Annotated in this window: 11 protein-coding genes; 6 read left to right on the top strand and 5 right to left on the bottom strand. The window is 65.7% G+C overall.

What is annotated here, in order from left to right; genetic code table 11:
• Positions 1-6 precede the first annotated feature (6 nt).
• Genes IPK69_11705 through ribF form a run of 3 tightly spaced genes read right to left on the bottom strand, consistent with a single transcriptional unit; the run spans position 7 to position 3,016 of the window.
• A complete protein-coding gene (locus tag IPK69_11705) occupies positions 7-768 on the bottom strand; it encodes a methyltransferase domain-containing protein (protein ID QQS10478.1) in 762 nt (253 codons plus the stop codon).
• Between the two features lie 53 nt (positions 769-821).
• Positions 822-1,976 carry a DHH family phosphoesterase gene (locus IPK69_11700; GenBank protein ID QQS08639.1) on the bottom strand — a complete coding sequence of 385 codons (1,155 nt, stop codon included), beginning with the start codon at positions 1,974-1,976 and terminating at the stop codon, positions 822-824.
• A complete protein-coding gene (gene ribF, locus IPK69_11695; protein QQS08638.1) occupies positions 1,973-3,016 on the bottom strand; it encodes a riboflavin biosynthesis protein RibF in 1,044 nt (347 codons plus the stop codon). The genes IPK69_11700 and ribF overlap by 4 nt, the downstream gene beginning before the upstream one ends.
• Positions 3,017-3,141: 125 nt before the next feature.
• Between ribF and IPK69_11690 the strand changes: the two genes are divergently transcribed.
• From IPK69_11690 to IPK69_11670, 5 genes are all read left to right on the top strand, one after another.
• Positions 3,142-6,186, top strand: a complete 3,045-nt coding sequence (locus IPK69_11690; GenBank protein ID QQS08637.1) for a proline dehydrogenase family protein — start codon at positions 3,142-3,144, stop codon at positions 6,184-6,186.
• A gap of 155 nt (positions 6,187-6,341) precedes the next feature.
• Entirely contained in the window at positions 6,342-7,085 is a 744-nt protein-coding gene (locus tag IPK69_11685; protein ID QQS08636.1) for a TerC family protein, read from the top strand.
• Positions 7,086-7,113: 28 nt separating this feature from the next.
• The gene (locus IPK69_11680) at positions 7,114-8,028 is read left to right on the top strand and encodes a bifunctional 5,10-methylenetetrahydrofolate dehydrogenase/5,10-methenyltetrahydrofolate cyclohydrolase (protein ID QQS08635.1); all 915 of its coding nucleotides are present in this window, start codon (positions 7,114-7,116) and stop codon (positions 8,026-8,028) included.
• Positions 8,025-9,038 carry a dihydroorotate dehydrogenase gene (locus tag IPK69_11675; protein QQS08634.1) on the top strand — a complete coding sequence of 338 codons (1,014 nt, stop codon included), beginning with the start codon at positions 8,025-8,027 and terminating at the stop codon, positions 9,036-9,038. Before IPK69_11680 ends, IPK69_11675 begins: the two co-directional genes overlap by 4 nt.
• Positions 9,039-9,211: 173 nt before the next feature.
• Positions 9,212-10,195, top strand: coding sequence for an SUMF1/EgtB/PvdO family nonheme iron enzyme (locus IPK69_11670; protein QQS08633.1), 984 nt, complete (start codon positions 9,212-9,214; stop codon positions 10,193-10,195).
• Between the two features lie 199 nt (positions 10,196-10,394).
• Here the strand turns inward: IPK69_11670 and IPK69_11665 are convergent, their stop codons facing one another.
• Both IPK69_11665 and IPK69_11660 read right to left on the bottom strand, forming a co-directional pair.
• Complete coding sequence (locus IPK69_11665; GenBank protein QQS08632.1) at positions 10,395-14,471, bottom strand: AAA family ATPase; 4,077 nt, start codon at positions 14,469-14,471, stop codon at positions 10,395-10,397.
• Positions 14,472-14,615: 144 nt separating this feature from the next.
• The gene (locus IPK69_11660; protein ID QQS08631.1) at positions 14,616-16,439 is read right to left on the bottom strand and encodes a flagellar basal body P-ring protein FlgI; all 1,824 of its coding nucleotides are present in this window, start codon (positions 16,437-16,439) and stop codon (positions 14,616-14,618) included.
• A 434-nt stretch (positions 16,440-16,873) separates the two neighbouring features.
• On the opposite strand from IPK69_11660, the gene IPK69_11655 reads away from it, so the two are divergent.
• Positions 16,874-17,773, top strand: coding sequence for a dCTP deaminase (locus IPK69_11655; GenBank protein ID QQS08630.1), 900 nt, complete (start codon positions 16,874-16,876; stop codon positions 17,771-17,773).
• The last annotated feature ends 87 nt before the right edge of the window (positions 17,774-17,860 follow it).

Raw genomic sequence — 17,860 nt, 5'->3', positions numbered from 1 at the left:
GATTTCTTATCGCGGTCTGGCGGGCTTGCGAGTGTTCGTGGCGGCGCCGACGCGTGATTCCTTCTTCATGATGAAGAGGTAGTTGAAGCCGCGGAGGAAGAAGTTGCCCTCTTCGGCGGCCTTGTGCCAGTTGCCGCGCCCGAGTTTCTGGTTGTGGCGGACGACGGCGATGATGTCCACGGGGACGAATCGCTCGCGCATGATGGAAAAGAGTTCGAAGCCGATGGGGGCGAATCGCCCGGCGGCGTCCATGCCCTTCTTCTTCTTGAAGGAGTCGCTGACGTAGAGGGCCATGTAGCGCCGGTCCTTGAGGACGCGATGGCACTCGTGGATCACCTCGCGCATGGCCTTGTAGTACGCCCGGCCGCCATCATCGCTGAGGGCGTCGAGTTTGCCGATGCAGGCGGGATCGTTGGAATAGTCCACGTGGGTGGAATAGGGCGGATCGATGAAGACGAGGTCCACGCTCGCATCGCGGACGGGGAGTTCGCGCGCGTCGGCCTGGACGATGTCATCCCGGCGTTCCCAGGAGGCGAGGTCGAAGCCCAGGGCGGTTCTTTTGAGATCGGCGGCGACGTCGAGGGTTGTGCCACTGCCACACATCGGGTCGAGGACGGTGTCGCCCTCGCGGGTGTAGCGAGAGAGGACCTGCCAGATGACCCAACTGGGCGTGGCGCCGACGTACTCCTTGTCGCCTTGCATGGCGCCCGACGCGGCGTCGTAGTGCTGGCTGGGATATTCCCAGAGAGTCGTCGTCATGAGACGCATCGGCGGACGCGCGGCGCGCGCGGGCGGCCTCTTGCCTCGGGGTCGATGGTCGCTCACGCGCGGCATCCTTTGGCGTGCATCGCGATCGCGGCCTGGGCACGCACGGCGGCGACGACGGCGTCGACCGTCGCGGGAAGATCCTTCGCCACGCGTGCGCCGGCGGCACGCGTGTGGCCGCCCCCGCCGAGCGTGCCTGCGGCGGCGTTGACGTCGATGGCGTGCTCGCCGGGCTTGCTTCGGAGGCTGATCTTGGTGAGGCCGCCTTTCATCTCGCCGGTCAGGCCGTATTCCGCGGGGGAGGCCTCGGTGAGGAGGGCGGTGACGCGGACGGCGGCGATCATCTGGGGAAAGTCCACGAATCCGCCCGACTCTCCCGACTCGGCTTTGGCGTTCTGCATATCGGCGCGAGTGAGACGCATGACGGCGAGTTGGCCGGCCTTCGCGGAACCTGGGACGAGATCGAAATACTCGAGCGAGGCGAGGGCGGCGGAGAGCAGGCGCAGGCGGGCCGGGGTGTCGCGCTGCTCGATGTTCTGATAGAGCCAGACGTTCTCGGCTCCCGCGGCGAGGAGGGCGCCGGCGGCGCTCATGACCTTGGCGTCGACGTTGCTATGGCGGAACCACCCTGTGTCGGTGGCGAGCCCGAGGTAGAGCGCGGTGGCGACATCACGCGGCAGGTCCTCGACGCGTTTCACGCCGAGGATGATGCGGCAGAGTTCGGCCATGGGTTGGCAGGCGGCGGCACTGGATGTGTCCACGACGCGGCGCGGCGCGACCTCGGGGTCGCCATGGGCGTGGTGATCGACGATCGCGGCGTCGCTGGCGTGCTCGACGAGGAACTCGCGGACGGCCTCGAGTTGTGCCCAGGATCCCGTGTCGGCGATGACGACGGCGTCGGCGGGGATGTGCTTCGGCGGGCCGTCGTGGCCGAGGACGCGATGGGGTGTTCCTTTGGCGATGTCGGCGAGCCAGGATGGAGGCGGGCCGAAGTACCAGGCCTCGGCTCGCGACTCGTCGTTTCGGCGCGTGGCCTTCATGGGATCGACGGCGTTGAGGGCGCGGACGAGGGCGAGGGTGGAGCCGACGGCGTCTCCATCGGGCTTGACATGGGTGGTGACGATGACGCGATCACGTGTGGCGAGCCATGAGGCGATGGCTTCGAGGGTCGTCGTGGAGCCCCATGCGTTGGATTCTGTTGGATTCGTCATGCGCTCGCGGGTTCCGTGGGTTGAGAGTGCGCGGTTGGGGCGAGAGACTGGCGGGCTGAGCGGTTCGTCCAGTCGAGGGTTCGCTCGACGTCTCGCTCAATCTGGGCGACGAGGGGCTCGATGCCATCGAACTTCACCTGATCACGGAGGAACGCGAGGAAGTCGATGGAGACCTCCCAGCCGTATTCGTCGAGGCCCATGATCGCGCCGGTGTGGTCTCTCGGCGCACCGATGAGGTAGGCCTCGAGACGGCGGTCGAGGCCATCGAAGGTCGGGCGCGTGCCGAGACTGACGGCGGTGGGGAAGACTCGGCCATCGGGGAGCGTTGCCGAACCCGCGTAGATCCCGTCGGCGGGGGTCATGACATCGGTCGTGATGTTGAGCGTTGGATAGCCGATGGTGCGGCCGAGACGATCGCCGCGGACGACGCGGCCTTCGACGCGGTGTGGGCGGCCCAGGACACGGGCGGCGTCGCCAACACGGCCTTGCGAGAGGAGCCAGCGGACGAGGCTGCTGGAGGCGCGGACAAGGTGTTGATCGAGGAGGTCGACCTCGACGGCGTCGATAACCTCGACCTCAAACCCGAACTCGCGGCCGAGGGTGGCGAGCGTTTGGGTGGAGCCCTCGCGCCCGCGACCGAAGTGGAAGTCTTCGCCCTCGACGAACAGGGCGGGTTTGTGATCGCGCACGATCGATTCGACGAAGGCTCGGGCGCTCATGCCGAGGAAGTCATCGGTTGGAAAGAGGCGTACGACCTCGTCCGCCCCTGCGGCTTGGAGCAAGTCGGCCCTTCGCTGGAACCGGGTGAGGCGTGCGGGGGCCGCCGCCGGCTTGAGGCGGGTCAGGGGGTGGGGATCGAAGGCCATGGCGACGACGGAGCCGGTTGGCCCGACGCGGGCGCGGCAGGCTTCGAGCAAGGCCCGATGCCCCGCGTGCACGCCGTCGAAGTTGCCGATGGTGATCGCTCTCGCCGCGGGGTTCATGACAGGCTGGACGGTAGGGCGGACGGGTGTGCGATGGGGCGTCGATCGGGCCGGCACGGCGAGTTCCTGTGATACGGCGAAACCCGATCCTCGTATTATTTCGCTCGGTTCAGGACTCGCGCTTGCGAGTCATGACCGGCGTCCCCGTCGGCCGCACCCAACACCATCTGAGCCATCCACCCATGTCGATCTTTTCCCGCAAGCCCAAGCCCGCCCCCGTTCCTGCGCGGCCTGCCGCGCCGCCGCCGCCCTCGGATTCGCCTCGCATCCTTGAACTCGGTACAGAGATGCTGCGCCGGGCGCGCGGGCACAAGACGAGCGTGCTGTCGGCGAAGTTCTACTCGGATGCGCTCATGGAGTGGTCCATGAAGGACCACGAGTTCAAGGTGCAGATGTTCCGGTTTGTCGATGCGTTCCCGATGCTCAAGACGCCCGACGCGGTCTTTGATCATCTGCAGGATTATCTGAGCCAGCCCGGGGTGATCGTGCCCGCGCCGATCGCGGCGGCTCTCAAGATGGGGGGCGTGGCGAAGGGGATCGCGGCGAAGACCATCGCGGGACAGGTCGAGGGGATGGCGGGGAAGTTCATTGCGGGCGTGGACGCGGCGTCGGCGCTGCCTCGGTTGACGCAGTTGTGGAATGACGGCATCGCGTTCAGCGTGGACCTTCTGGGCGAGGTGTGCGTGTCGGATGAAGAGGCCGACATGTACCAGAGGAAATATCTCGATCTGATTGAGAATCTGCCCGGGAAGGTCTCGGCGTGGAGGGGGCAGCCGCGGCTGGAGAGCGACCATCTGGGGCCCATTCCTCGGACGAATGTCTCGGTCAAGATCTCGGCGTTGTCCGCACGCGTCGATCCGATCGACACGGAAGGATCCATCAAGGATCTCATGCGACGGCTCGTGCCGATTCTTGAGAGCGCGAAGGCCAAAGGCGTCTTCGTTAACTTCGACATGGAGCACTTCGCGCTCAAGGACCTGACGCTCTCGCTCTTTGAGCGTTGCGTCGAGGCTGTGGATTTTCATGGCGGGCTGGCGATGCAGGCATACCTGCGATCGGGTCCCGACGACGCCCGGCGGATCTGCCAGTGGGCCAAGGCGAAGGGCAAGCAGGTGACGGTGCGCCTGGTGAAGGGCGCGTACTGGGATGCCGAGACGATCAAGGCGGAGTTGCATGGTTGGGCGTGTCCGGTGTGGTCGAAGAAGTCGCACACCGACGCCTGCTTCGAGGAGATGACGCGGATCTTCCTCGACCACACGCCACGGGCGAAGGGGGAGGCCGGCGTGAAGCTCGCGCTCGGGTCGCACAATGTGCGCTCGATCGCCGCCGCCCTCACCGCGTGCGAGGAGCGGTCGCTCCCGCACAGCGCGATCGAACTCCAGATGCTCCACGGCATGGCGGACCAACTCAAGTACGCCGCCGAGGAGATGGGCCTTCGCATGCGTGAGTACGTCCCCGTCGGGGAGATGATCCCCGGCATGGCGTATCTCGTGCGGCGGCTTCTCGAGAACACGTCGAACGAGTCATGGCTGAAGGCGGGTTTCCTGGACAACGCCGACCCGGCGACGCTGCTCACGCCTCCTGCCGCTCCCCGGCCTGGTGAGATCGACCCGGCTGATTCGCGGCTTGATCCATCGCGCCATACGCTCTCGCCGTCGGCTCCGAACATCGGCGACGGAAAGCCATTCCTCAATGAGCCGATGCGAGACTTCGCCCACGCTAAGGTTCGCGACACCTTCGCGAAGACGGTCGAGAACGCGCGAGTGCCGCAGGTCGCGAACGACGTGACGCCCGACAAGGCGAGAATGATGGTCGAGGCCGCGCATGCCGCCTTCCCCGGCTGGCGTGACACGCCGCACGCGCTCCGCGCCGAGGTTCTCGTGCGTGCCGCCGCCGCGATGCGTGCCCGGCGCGATGAACTCTCGGGGATCATGATCAAGGAGGCGGGCAAGACGTGGCGCGAGGCCGACGCCGACACGTGCGAGGCAATCGACTTCTGTGAGTACTACGCGCGATGCTCCGTGCCGCTCTTCACACGCGAGCGTCTGGGGCGATTCATCGGCGAACTCGACGAGCAGTGGTACCAGCCGCGGGGCGTTGCCGTGGTCATCGCGCCGTGGAACTTTCCGCTCGCGATCTGCTGCGGCATGACCGTTGCGGCGCTTGTCACCGGAAACACCGTGATTGTGAAGCCCGCCGAGCAGACGCCGGGCATCGCGAGCGTGCTCTTTTCGATCCTTCAGGACGCGCTCAAGGCCGCGGGGGCGCCCGCGAATGTGCTGCACTTCTGCCCCGGGCCGGGCGAGACCACGGGCGCCGCCCTCGTCCGTGATCCGCGCGTCGCGCTCATCGCGTTCACAGGCTCCCGCGACGTCGGCCTCGACATTCTCCACGCCGCCGCGCCGGCCACGCCGTTCGACTCCGGCACACGCGCCGACGCCCTCGCGCTCACCCACGTGAAGCGCGTCGTCTGCGAGATGGGTGGCAAGAACGCGCTCATCATCGATACTTCGGCCGATCTCGACGAGGCCGTGCTTGCCGTGCGACAGTCGGCGTTCGGGTTTCAGGGGCAGAAGTGCTCCGCCTGCTCGCGATGCATCGTGGTTGACCCTCAAGGCACGACCGGGCTGGCGTTCACCCATTTCGTCCACCGCCTCGTCGAGGCGACCAAGGCCCTGGTCATCGCCGACCCGCTCCGCCCGGGGACCGATGTCGGCCCGGTGATCGACGCCGACGCCAAGAGCAAGATCATGGGGTTCATCGAACGCACGAGGGCCTCGGGCCTCACGACCATGTCGCTCGATATGCCGGGCACGCTCGAGGGCGAGACACGCCGGCACTTCGTCCCCCCCACCATCGTGTACCCCGTGCCCGAGTCTCACGAACTCGCGCGCGAGGAAGTGTTCGGCCCCGTCCTCGCCGTCATGCACGCGTCCACCTATGACGACGCGCTCCGCATCGCCAACAGCGCCGCCTACAAACTCACCGGCGGCGTCTTCAGCCGCAAGCCCGCGCACCTCGAGAAGGCCAAGCGCGAGTTCCGCGTCGGCAATCTCTACCTGAACCGCGGCATCACCGGCGCACTCGTCGCCCGCCACCCCTTCGGCGGGTTCGGAATGTCGGGCGTCGGCTCCAAGGCCGGGGGCAAGGACTACCTTCTCCAGTTCGTCGAGCCGCGAGCCTCGGCGGAGAACACGCTGCGTCGCGGGTTTGCGCCTGAGTTGTAGAGCGTTTCATGGAATTAGATTTGTAGTTTGTGTAGACACAGGCGGGACGCCTGTGCCACGAGAAGACGTAGAAGTGGAAGGGGCAGGCGGGCCGCCTGCCCCACTAGATTTAGTAGTTCCGGAATTCAATCTCCCAAGGAAGGAATCCGCCCGATATGCCCCCGCTCGATCAACTGCTCACGACACAGAATCTCATCGCGTTGGTCACTCTTGCCGCGCTCGAGATCGTGTTGGGCGTGGACAACATCATCGTGATCGCGATCGTGACGTCGCGGCTTCCACAACACCAGCAGGCGAAGGCTCGGCTCATCGGCCTCGCCCTCGCGATGCTGATGCGCGTCGGCCTGCTCCTGGCCATCGGCTGGGTGATGTCGCTCACCGCGTCGATCTACAAAGCAAATCTGTTCTCGGTGGACATCGATCTCTCGTGGAAGGACCTCATCCTCATTGTCGGCGGACTCTTCCTGATCTTCAAGGCCACCAAGGAGATCCACCACGATCTCGAGGCGCCGGGGCATCTTGAGGAGCACAAGAAGGCCTCGTCGTTCTCCGCCGCGATCTCCATGATCGTCGTCATGGACATCATCTTCTCGCTCGACTCGGTGATCACGGCCGTCGGCATGGCGAAGGAGAAGTGGATCATGATCGCGGCGGTCGTCATCGCCGTCGGCGTCATGATGGCCTTCGCCGGGAAGATCTCCGACTTCGTGAAGCGTCACCCCTCTATCAAGATCCTCGCCCTCTCGTTCCTCATTCTCGTCGGCGTCCTCCTCATTGCCGATGGCTTCGACCAGCACATCAGCCGGGGGTATGTCTACTTCGCGATGGCCTTCTCGCTGCTGGTGGAGATCGTCAACATCCGGATCCGCAACGCCCAGGCGAAGCGGAGTGTCTCCTGAGCCTCCCCCTGCCCCGTACACTCACGCCATGCCCGCCGCCCTTATCGACGGACTCGCCCTCGCGAAATCACACCGCGAACGCATCGCCGCCCGCGCCGCCACGATCAAGTCGAAGGGCGATCCGGTTCGGCTTGATGCCGTGCTCGTCGAGTCGGGGGACAACGCCGCGCGTGTGTATGCCGACAATCAGGCCAGGACCTGCCAATCGCTGGGCATCGACTATCGCCTGCACCTGCTCAAGCCCGACGCGTCGTACGACGACATCGCGGGGCGGATCCTTTTGCTCAATACAAACGACGACGTGCACGCGGTGATGCTGCACCTGCCGCTCCCTGCGGGCGTCGATCCGTATTCCATCCAGCGCCTCATCGACCCGGACAAGGACGTCGAGGGCGTGAACCCCGCCAACATCGGCAACGTGGTGTATGGGCGATCGTCGCACGCGCCGTGCACGGCCCTCGCGGTCATCAAGATGATCGAGTCGGTGCTTGCCCCTGAGGGTCACCCACAGGCGAGTCGGTTGGGCGCTTGGGCGACACCGCCGCTCTTGAGGGGGAAGATTGCCGTGGTTGTCGGTGCGGGCGACGTCGTGGGAAAGCCGATCGCGGTGCTCCTCATGCGTCACGAGGCGACGGTCGTCTCGTGCAACAAGTACTCGCCATTTCTGCCAACGATCACACGGACGGCGGACGTGCTGGTGGCGGCGGCGGGCGTGCCTGGCCTCATCACTGCCGAGATGGTCAAGCCCGGGGCGATTGTCATCGATGTCGGCGTCAACCGTGTCACCGACGCGACCGGCAAGACCAGGACCGTGGGCGATGTCGCCTTCGATCAGGTCCGCGACATCTCCTCCCACATCAGCCCCGTCCCCGGCGGCGTGGGGCCAATGACCGTGGCCATGCTGCTGCTCAATGTGGTCGATGCCGCCGAACACGCCCGATGAGTCCTCATTCGCCTCCATCACAGAACGCGTCGCCACTCGTGGTCGATCTTGCGGGGATGCGGCTGAAGAACCCCGTGATCCTGGCGGCGGGCACGGCGGGGTATGTGGACGAGTTGGGCGACGTGCTGGATCTGTCGCGGCTTGGCGGCCTGTGCACGAAATCGATCACGAGAGAGCCTCGCGACGGCAACGCCACCTGGCGGATCATCGAGGATCGGCGGCACGCCGCGATGCTCAACGCGATCGGGCTCGCCAATGTCGGCATGCTCGCCTTCGAGCGCGACTATGCCGCCAAACTCAAGGCCGCCCCAACGACCATCATCGGGTCGATCTCGGAGTGGTCCATCGAGGCCTTTGTCGAGGTCGCGGCGATGTTCGGGCGGATCGGCGTGCCGGCCGTGGAACTGAATGTCTCGTGTCCCAATGTCGCGCATGGGTGTGAGTTTGGGAGTGACGAGGCGCTTCTGCGGGACCTTGTGGCCGGAGTGCGCGAGGCGCTGACCGCGACGCGGCTCATCGTGAAACTCAGCCCGGTGGTCATGGGGTATCGCGGGCCGACCGGCGAATCGGGGGTGGTTGCCATCGCCCGTGCCGCGATCGAGGCTCGTGGCAATCCGGGCGGCCCCAACCAACGCCCCGGCGCGGACGCGCTCGCCATTGCCAACACCGTGCCCGCGATGGCCATCGATGTCCACACGCGAAAGCCGCGACTCTCACGAGGCTCTGGTGGGCTCTCAGGGCCGGCGATCCATCCGATCGCCGTCAAACTCGTGCATGATTGCTTCGTAGGTATTGCGCGAGACACCCAGACGCCCATCGTTGGCGTCGGCGGCGTGACGACGTGGGAGGATGCCGCGGAGTTCATTCTCGCGGGAGCGATGGCGGTCGAAATGGGCACGGCCACCTTCGCCGACCCGCGATCGCCCCTCAAGGTGATCAAGGGCCTCGAGCGATGGGTGCGGGATCAGCGAGTGGGTTCGATCTCGGACCTTGTTGGAAGGGTCGGATAGAGGCACCGGGCAGTTACACCGGGCTGGATGGGGCAACTGGCCTCATGTTCGCCACGGAACTCCTTGACATTCGGGCGTGATGGGTTACATTCTTTTTCATAGGACGCTGAGAGTATCCCGACCCGCGACGCCGACGGCAAGACACGGCGTTGTTTGTCCCGTGGAGCTCTCGGATGTCCTGGAATCAATGTGTTCGCGTCACCGCATTCATGAGCGTCATGTGGGTTGGGGCTTCGATCGGTTCGGCGGCGATCACGATTCCCACAGTGCCCGTCGGCGATGCGGGCAACTCGGCCGACATCACCGGCTTTGGGTCCGTGGCGCATCCGTACAACATCGCGACCTACGAGGTCACCGCCGGGCAATACACCGCGTTCCTGAACGCCGTCGCCCGCACGGACACGCACAACCTCTACAACACGAGCATGGCGAGCATCTCCGTCGGGAGCGGCATCGCCCGCGCTCTTTCTGGTGGCACATACACCTACAGCGTCCTGCCGGAGTTTGAGAATCGACCCGTGAACTACATCTCGTTCTGGGATGCCGCGAGATTCGCCAACTGGCTTCACAATGGGCAGCCCACGGGCAGCCAGGACCACACCACCACCGAGGATGGCGCCTACAGCCTCACTCCCGAGGGGATCGCGAGCAACACCGTCGGCCGCAACGCTGGCGCCCAATGGGCCATTCCGAGCGAGGACGAATGGTACAAGGCCGCCTTCTCCATGGGTGGAGGCACCGACGCGGGATACTGGCTCTATCCCACCGGGAGCAACACGACACCTGGCAGCAGCCTGGTCGATTCCGCAGGCAACAACGCGAACTACTACACGGGGGCGCCCACCTACCCGATCGATTCCCCCTTCTACACCACGCTCGGCGGTGAGTTCCAGAACTCGGCGAGTCCGTACGGCACGTTCGACCAGGGCGGAAACCTCTGGGAGTGGAACGACTCGATCCTCCTGGGCACGGACCGCGGCATTCGGGGGGGATCCTTCGATTGCGACGAGACTTTTATGCGGGCCACCAACCGCCGTCGCACCCTCCCGACGAACGAGAATGGCGACTTCGGATTCCGGGTCGTGCAGATCCCCGCTCCGTCGTCGGTCGCGTTGCTCACCCTCGCCGGATTGTTCGCCTCGCGTCGGCGGCGTTGATCGAGGCCTCGTGATGGGCGACTGACTGGGTCGAACTGGAATCGTGAGATCTATGTTTGCTCGGCGACGAGCCACCTGGACGATGCGGGCACGTCAGGCCGATCCGATCGATCCACGATTTGAGACACTTCAAACCGAATCGACGGGCCACCGAGGGGTGTATGACGTGCTTCTATCGCTTGCGTTCGGTCACACGAGTTCAGGCTGAACCGGCGGCATCGGCCTTTGCCCGCGAACCGTTGAGGAACGCCTCCGCCCCTGCCGCCCGCGTCGAGACCCCGATCGGCTCCTGTTCCGGCGTGCCTGCGGCGCGAGCGTCGATGCGGCCGTCCTTCCCGACCTGATCGAACTTGACCGAGACCCGCGTGGAGACGCCGCGTTCCTGCATCGTCACGCCGAAGAGGCGGTCGGCGTTCTGCATCGTGCGTTTGTTGTGCGTGATGACGATGAAGTGCGAGCGGTCCGTGTACTGGCGGATGACCTGGTTGAACCTGCCAACGTTGTTCTCGTCGAGGGCCGCATCTACTTCGTCCAGCACGCAGAAGCAACTGGGCTTGCTTCGGAAGATGCTCATGAGGAGCGCGACGGCGGTGAGCGTTTTCTCGCCGCCCGACAACTGGCTGATCGCTCGCGGCTCCTTGCCCGGCGGCTTCGCGATGACCTCGATCCCGCTCTCCAGGAGATCCGTCTCGTTCGTCTCGACCTTTTGGATCCCGTCGGGGGTCTCGATCTCTTTGATGAGCGGCATGAGGCGGACCTCGGCCTTGCCGCCGCCGAAGAGTTTGCGGAACATGCCGTCGGCGCCACCGAAGTTCTCGCGGATGAGGTCGAAGACCTCGCCGAAGCGCACCCGGCTGACCTCGTTCAACTTCTCGATCAACTCGATGAGTTGCGTCCTCGCCTGGTCCAGGTCGGCCAACTGCGAGACGAGCGAGTCGTTCTGCTCGGACAGGTTCGATTCCTCATCGATCGCGTCGAGGTTCACGTGCCCGAGTTTCTTGATCTGCTCGCGGAGCGAGTCGATCTTGAGCGCCGCCTCGGGCGGATCGATCCGTGAGACCTCGCCCCCGGCCATCATCGCGCGATAGTCCAGGTGCTCGTTCTTGACGTCCAGCCCGAGATCCGCCGTGCAGCGATCCTCGGTCGCCTCGCGCTTGACCTCGACCTCGCGCTTGGAGGTCTCCAGGCTGTGCCAATCTCGCTCGAGACGCTGCGCCACCTGGCGGGCCTCGCCGACGAGCGTGCCGAGGCGTTCGAACTCCTCCTGGGCCTCGCGCGCGTCCGAACCGAGCGACGTGACCTCGCCCGCCAACCTCTCGGCCAGGGTGTGAGACTCCTCGATCGTTGTGTTCGCCTCGACCAATCCGCTCTCGTGCTCGCTCACGCGTGCCGCCGTGCGCTCCGCGTGCCCCGCGACCTCGAGGAGCGCCCGCTCGAGTTCGTCGCGCATGGATTCCAGCCGCCCGCACTCACGCCGGGCCGCCGAGACCTGCTCCGAGAGTCGTCCCGCTTCGACCTTCGCCTGTGATGCTCTTTCGAGCAGCGCCTCAGCCTGTTCCTGCGCCGCCTGCACCTCGCCCTCAAGGCGCGACGCGTTCGACGACTCATCCTTCCACAACCCGAGCAGGCTCTCACCTTTAGCGACCAGCGTCGCGATCGCTTGCGTGAGACCCAGGAGTCGCGATTCACCCTGCGTCAACTCCTGTGACAAACTCTCCCGCTCGCGTGAGAGCCGCCCGAGTTCGGCATTCAATCGATCGACCGACGCCTGCGCCTCGAGAGTCGTCCGCTGCTGGCGAGCCACGATGCCTCGCGCCGAGGCCAACTCCGCGCTCAACCCTGCCGCGTCGGAGTCCAGGCGTTCCAACTCGCTCCGCGCCTCGTCGAGTTCCTGCTCGATGCCCGGGAGCGATTCCTGGATGCCTTCGAGTTCAGCACGCCGAGCGAGCAGACCGACGCCGGCCGCTGCGCCGCCCTCGGCCCCCGTGGAGATCGTCACGCGACCATCCGCGTCGAGCACGCCGCCCTCGCTCGTGACGAATCGCACGCGCCGTCCCGACAACGGCCCCGCCGCCAGCAGGATCGCCGCGTCCATGTCCGAGACCAGATACGTCGACGCGAGCAGCCGATCCAGAAGTTCGTGCACCGAAGCCTCGCGAGCGTCGCCGCCACCCTCGCCCGCACGAACACCAACAAGCGAACGCAGATAGACCAATCGCGAACGCCCGGGCTCCGCCCCTAACTCGTCCAGCAGCGCATCGCCAACGCGTGGCACGGGCACGCCGTCGCTCGTGCCACTCGACAACGACCCCACGCCGCGCAGCGTCAGGAACGTCACGCGACCGATGACGCCCGCCGCGGCCATCTCCTCGCGCGTGGGAAGCGAGTCCGTGGAATCGACGACCAGCGACTGAAGGTCCGCCCCGAGCGCCTGCTCGAGCGCCAAGGACAATCCTGCATCCCCGCTCGACTCGCCATCTCCCCCTCTTCCCATCCCGCCAACGCCGCGCATCTCGATGAGATCCGCGAGCGTGCCGATCACGCCGTCGAAGCCCTCGCCGCGATCGCGTGACTCAAGCACCTTCTTCACGCCCTCGGCGAACCCTTCGCGCGACTCGATCATCGCGCTGAGCATCGTCGCCCGCGTGGAGAGGCGCACCTGCTCCTGCTCGCGCACGCCGACCTGCTTTGCCCGCTCGCGACGGTCCGCGCCGAGCCGATCGACGGACTGCTCGAGGTCCTGCACTTTCGCTTCCGACTCGCGCACCACACGCACGCTTTCCTCGAGCGCGGCCTTCGCGTCATCCAGCGACGACTCGACGCGCGTGATCTCGCCCTCGGCCTGGTCCCGCCTCGCCTTGGCGGCCTCGAACTGCTCGCGACCCGTCTCCTCGCGATGCCGCTCGGCCTGGAGCGACGCAAGCACGCCCTGTCGCTCTCGCTCGATGCGTGTCGCCGCGATCTGCTTTTCCGTGAAGGACCGCTTCAGGTCCGATGCCGCCGCGATCGCTTCCGACCGCTCGCGTGTGGCGAGTTCCAGCGTGCGTTCGGCCTCGGCCAATCGCTCTGCGAGCGCCGCCAACTCTTCGCGACGATCGACAAGATCGGTCTCGCTCGATGACTGGCGCTCGCGCATCTCCTTGAGTCGCTGCTCATCGATCGCGTGCTGGCGCTTTGCATCCTCGATCGACGCCGTCAGCATCCGCACGCGCTGCCTCGCCTGCTCCTCCTCGTGCTTCGCGTTCTGCAGCAATTGCTCACGCTCTCGCAGATCGCGCGCGACCTCCTGTCGCCTCGCCTCCGCCTCCGCGAGCGCACCCTCGGCCGTCGCCAGTCCCTCGGCCGCCTCGTGGCGCTGCCCGTCGAGGTCTTCCTGGCGCGAGGTCAAGCCCGTGAGCCGCTCGACGAGATCGTCGTACTGATCGAAGGCGAGCGCCATCCGCCACGCGCGCAACTCGACGTCCAACTCGCGAAACGTCCGCGCCTTCGCCGCCTGCCCGCGCACGATGCGAAGACGGCGTTCGGTGTTCTCGAGTTGCTCGCGGGTGCTCTTGAGATTTGTCTCGGCCCGGTCGAGTTTCCGCTGCGCCTCGATGCGGCGCTGCTTGTACTTCGCGATCCCCGCGGCCTCTTCGAAGATCGTGCGGCGTTCCTGCGGGCTGGCGAGCAGCATCGCGTCGACCTTCCCCTGCTCGATGATCGAGTAGGCGTCGGCCCCGATGCCCGTGTCCATGAACAACTCGCGGATGTCGCGGAGGCGCGCCTTGCGGCCGTTGATCAGGTACTCGCTGTCGCCGCTGCGATACAGCCGACGCTCGATCTCGACGACATCGGCGTCATATGGCAGCGCTCGACCGATCTTGCGGTCCCGTCGAACGATCGGGTCGTCCTGCTCGCCCGCGTTTACGGCCGCAGCCGCGTCAGCCTCACCCCCGCTCGAGTCCTCGACCTCGCCTTCAACTTCGGCCTCGCCGAGCGAGCCATCGCCCGTCGGGAACGCCTCGCCATGGAGCACCGGGTTCTCGAAGGAGAGGCAGACGCTCGCCATCCCGCTCTCTTTGCGACCAGCCGAGCCCGCGAAGATGACGTCCATCATCTCGTGCCCGCGGAGGCTCTTGCTCGATCGCTCACCAAGCACCCACTTCACCGCGTCCACCACGTTCGACTTCCCGCAGCCGTTGGGACCGACGATCCCCGTCACCGCGTCATCGAACGTGAACTCGGTCTTGTCAGCGAAACTTTTGAAGCCGCTGAGGGTCAACTTGGAGAGACGCATGCAACCTCCATGTCGCGCCCCGGGCCGGCGCACAACAGACCGCGCGCCCGGGGACTGCACATCATCCGCGGAACCGGTCCATCCAGAACCGATCTCCCCGCGGGTCCACAACCATACACACGCATTCCCCCCAACGACGACTCCTTACTTGCTCTTGGGTGGAATCGGCACGATCCGTGGGCGGAACTCTGATGCCGCCTCGATCGTCGCGCGATCCGCCAGCACGGGCACGACTGCGTCCGCCTGCGGCGCGTCGTCGGCGGTCTCCGGGCGGTCCTTCGCCGCCAGCGTGTTCGACGCCGCCACCAGCAACCCGCGGAGTCGATCGTCCTCGGTCGCGAACCGATAGGGCCCTACGCCCGACCCGCGCAACTCGTGCAGCGCCCCCACCACCTCCGAGTATGACAGCGCGAAGCCGGGGCGCTGGTCGTCCACGGAAGGATGCTGGGCGAACATCCGGATCAGGTCGCGGAGATCGCCTCGAACGGTGGTCTTGGTCGAACGCCCCTCGGGGTCGCGATAGAGCGCCCGGACCGGTCCGCCATCTCCATCGCACACCAGCATCATCCGCTCCGACCACGCCGACGCCAGGAACGGCTTGTCGAGCGTTAGATCCTTCCCGAAGACCACGATCCTGGGGCGCCCCTGCTGGGTCACATACACCAGTGGATCGCCCACGGGCACGTAGTCCACGAAGAACGACCCGGCGACCATTTCCCGCTGGACACCCTCAATCGAACCAGCGGGGAGCGCCACCTTCGACAACTCCTCGACATACGCCGGCGAGAGTTCCCCCGCCCCTCCTCGCAAATATCGTCCGGCGAGCGTCGCCAACTGGCGCTTCTCGGCCCGCTTGGCCAAGGCCTCGTACGCCGCGATCCGCGTCGCGAGGTCCGTGTCTTCCAGGAGCCCCCTCAGGGAGAGATCGATATTCGGGCCGCTCAGATCAGACAGGAGGGCGATCGCGTCCAACCGCTCGAGGCCCTTGCTCGAGGTCACGATCTTCATCAAAGGCTCGGCCGTCCGGACGTCCCCAAGCCGGGCGCCCGCCCGCAACGCCGCCAGACGGGGATTCAACTCGGGATACTCGTACATCTCCCGGCAATACGGCAGCGCCTTGTCCCCGATCGCCTCCAGGCACCACGACAACTCCGACGCCAGCACCGGCTCGGCCTTGAGCGCCTCTACATACTGCCGCGCCCGCTGCTCGGACGCCCGTCGATCGATCGCCAGGTGCCCCACCAGTTCCAGGAACTCCGACGCCCGATCCTTATACCACGACGGCACGCGCAGCGCGATGCTCGACGCGTCGCGCCCGCGGGCCACCTCGTCGCGGTCGCCGTAGCGCGAGGCCGGGAACCGCGAGTTGATCGCCTCGACCATCGCGGTCGCCCGTCCGTGGCTCGCGTTGTCGAGGACCAGTTCCAGTTTCAGAGCATTCGTCACGCGACCGCCGCCCAGGATTCGCCCTGCGGTCCGTGTCACGCCCTCATCCTCGCGTCCGGGATCCGCGAACGGATTGAGAAAGATCGGCCCTCGCGCCTCGCCGATCTCGCGCGTCTGTCGCGAGCCCAGCAGCGAGGGCGCCCCGATCCGCATCGCCGTCGTGTACAGCAGACCGCCCTCGAGGCTGTCCGCGTTCACCGCCGAGACGGCCACGTCGAACGTCGCGCCGTCGGGTGCGCCGGGCGGGATCGCCGCCTGCACCACCACTACCGCCACGTTGGGATCGCTCAATCGGATCTTTGACCCAGGCGCGATCGACCCATCGGGCCCGATGCTCCGCATCTGGATCTCACGCTCCATCGTCGCCCGGATCTTGTCGGGCAGAGGCTTCCCGCCCGTGCCGTTCAACCCCACCACGATCCCGAACCCGCTTACCAACTGCGGCTGCGCGCCACGGATCGTCGCCTCGGTCCCGATCGTCCCGCGCAACGCATCGGGCACCGCGCGCACCACAGGCGTCACGGGCTTCGCCTTCCCGCCACCGCCGCCACATCCTGAGAGCAATACGCCCAGGGTCCCTAGTGCGCACGCGACACCAACTCGAATCACCCGCATCGATCGACTCCCAAAGGAGGGCCTGCAAGGCCCATGGCACATCGCGCTTTCGACGCGACACGCACCCGTCCAAGCCGTGCACCACGTGTGTGCCGACTCGAAATCCACCAACATGCTACCGCCGACAACCGCACCCAACGCGCAATATTCAATTCCAGCAATGTTCGCATTGTGTACGCACGAACACTGCGCTTTCGGGACAACTCAGAAACAAATCTTCACCAAATCCACACCGCGCAAATCCAGTTTCGTGCCACTCTTGCGCCCTATGGACAACTTCCCGACAGGAAACCCACATTCTTTTGTACTTCACTACCCTTGCATGTACGATCTGTTGTGGTATGCTTGCCCCCCTCAAACCTGCTCCGCCGGTACAACGGGCAGCCCCACATCACGGGGTTCGCAGGACGCGAGGCCAGAATAACGAGTTCTCGGACGTCAATCACGCCCGAGCACGCGATATTCTGTTCATTTTGTTAGGACTACGATCGTACTGTGTTCGAAAATCGGACTCCCTCACCAAGGGTCAAATCCAAACCTCGAACGCCGCACATCACCGTAGGTCGCGAGCCACCAACGCCCGCGACGGCGACAGACAGAGACGACGCGATCGACGCCACGGGTGGGACCACGGCACCGATCGCCTAACAGGGACACGGGTGGACAGCGTGGGCGTGCTCTCCGACAAACAAATCCGCAAGCAGGTCAAGATCACACCCTTCGAGGACGCCGTCAAGCGCCCGGGCAAGATCTCCTTCGGCGTTTCCTCCTACGGCTACGACGTCCGCGTCGGGACCCACTTCAAGATCTTCACGCCCACGCCCAAGACCGGGCAGGTCGCCGTCGTCGATCCCAAGCGCTTCACCGACGACCTCATGGTCGAGGTGGATACGGCCAAACTCGGGCTCGACCACGTCGTCATCCCGCCGAACTCCTTCGCCCTCTGCGAGACCGTCGAGTACATCGAGATCCCGCGCGACATCCTCGTCGTCTGCGTCGGCAAGAGCACCTACGCCCGCTGCGGCCTCATCGTGAACGTCACGCCCCTCGAGCCCGAATGGCGCGGCAAGGTCACGCTCGAAATCTCCAACACCACGCCGCTGCCGGCGAAGGTCTACGCGAACGAGGGCATCGCCCAGTTCATCTTCCTCAAGGCCGACGAGGTCTGCGAGAAGAGTTACGCGGACAAGGGTGGGAAGTATCAGGATCAGGGTGGATTAACGTTGCCGAGGGTTGATTAGGCATCGGCATTCGTGATTCGTGATTCGGCATTCGTGTGACGCGTGAGCAGCATCCGTTCCCATCGAGACTTGAGGGCCTGGCAATTG

It is taken from the genome of Phycisphaerales bacterium (genome assembly GCA_016699835.1).
Taxonomy (GTDB): domain Bacteria; phylum Planctomycetota; class Phycisphaerae; order Phycisphaerales; family UBA1924.
This window is presented reverse-complemented; position numbering and strand designations above follow the sequence as displayed.

Bases quoted from the DNA above. Each gene is read 5' to 3' on its own strand.
- IPK69_11690 (QQS08637.1), top strand. From the start codon at position 3,142: ATGTCGATCTTTTCCCGCAAGCCCAAGCCCGCCCCCGTTCCTGCGCGG.
- IPK69_11705 (QQS10478.1), bottom strand. From the start codon at position 768: ATGCGTCTCATGACGACGACTCTCTGGGAATATCCCAGCCAGCACTAC.
- IPK69_11665 (QQS08632.1), bottom strand. From the start codon at position 14,471: ATGCGTCTCTCCAAGTTGACCCTCAGCGGCTTCAAAAGTTTCGCTGAC.
- IPK69_11680 (QQS08635.1), top strand. From the start codon at position 7,114: ATGCCCGCCGCCCTTATCGACGGACTCGCCCTCGCGAAATCACACCGC.
- IPK69_11670 (QQS08633.1), top strand. From the start codon at position 9,212: ATGTCCTGGAATCAATGTGTTCGCGTCACCGCATTCATGAGCGTCATG.
- IPK69_11655 (QQS08630.1), top strand. From the start codon at position 16,874: ATGCTTGCCCCCCTCAAACCTGCTCCGCCGGTACAACGGGCAGCCCCA.
- IPK69_11685 (QQS08636.1), top strand. From the start codon at position 6,342: ATGCCCCCGCTCGATCAACTGCTCACGACACAGAATCTCATCGCGTTG.
- IPK69_11700 (QQS08639.1), bottom strand. From the start codon at position 1,976: ATGACGAATCCAACAGAATCCAACGCATGGGGCTCCACGACGACCCTC.
- IPK69_11675 (QQS08634.1), top strand. From the start codon at position 8,025: ATGAGTCCTCATTCGCCTCCATCACAGAACGCGTCGCCACTCGTGGTC.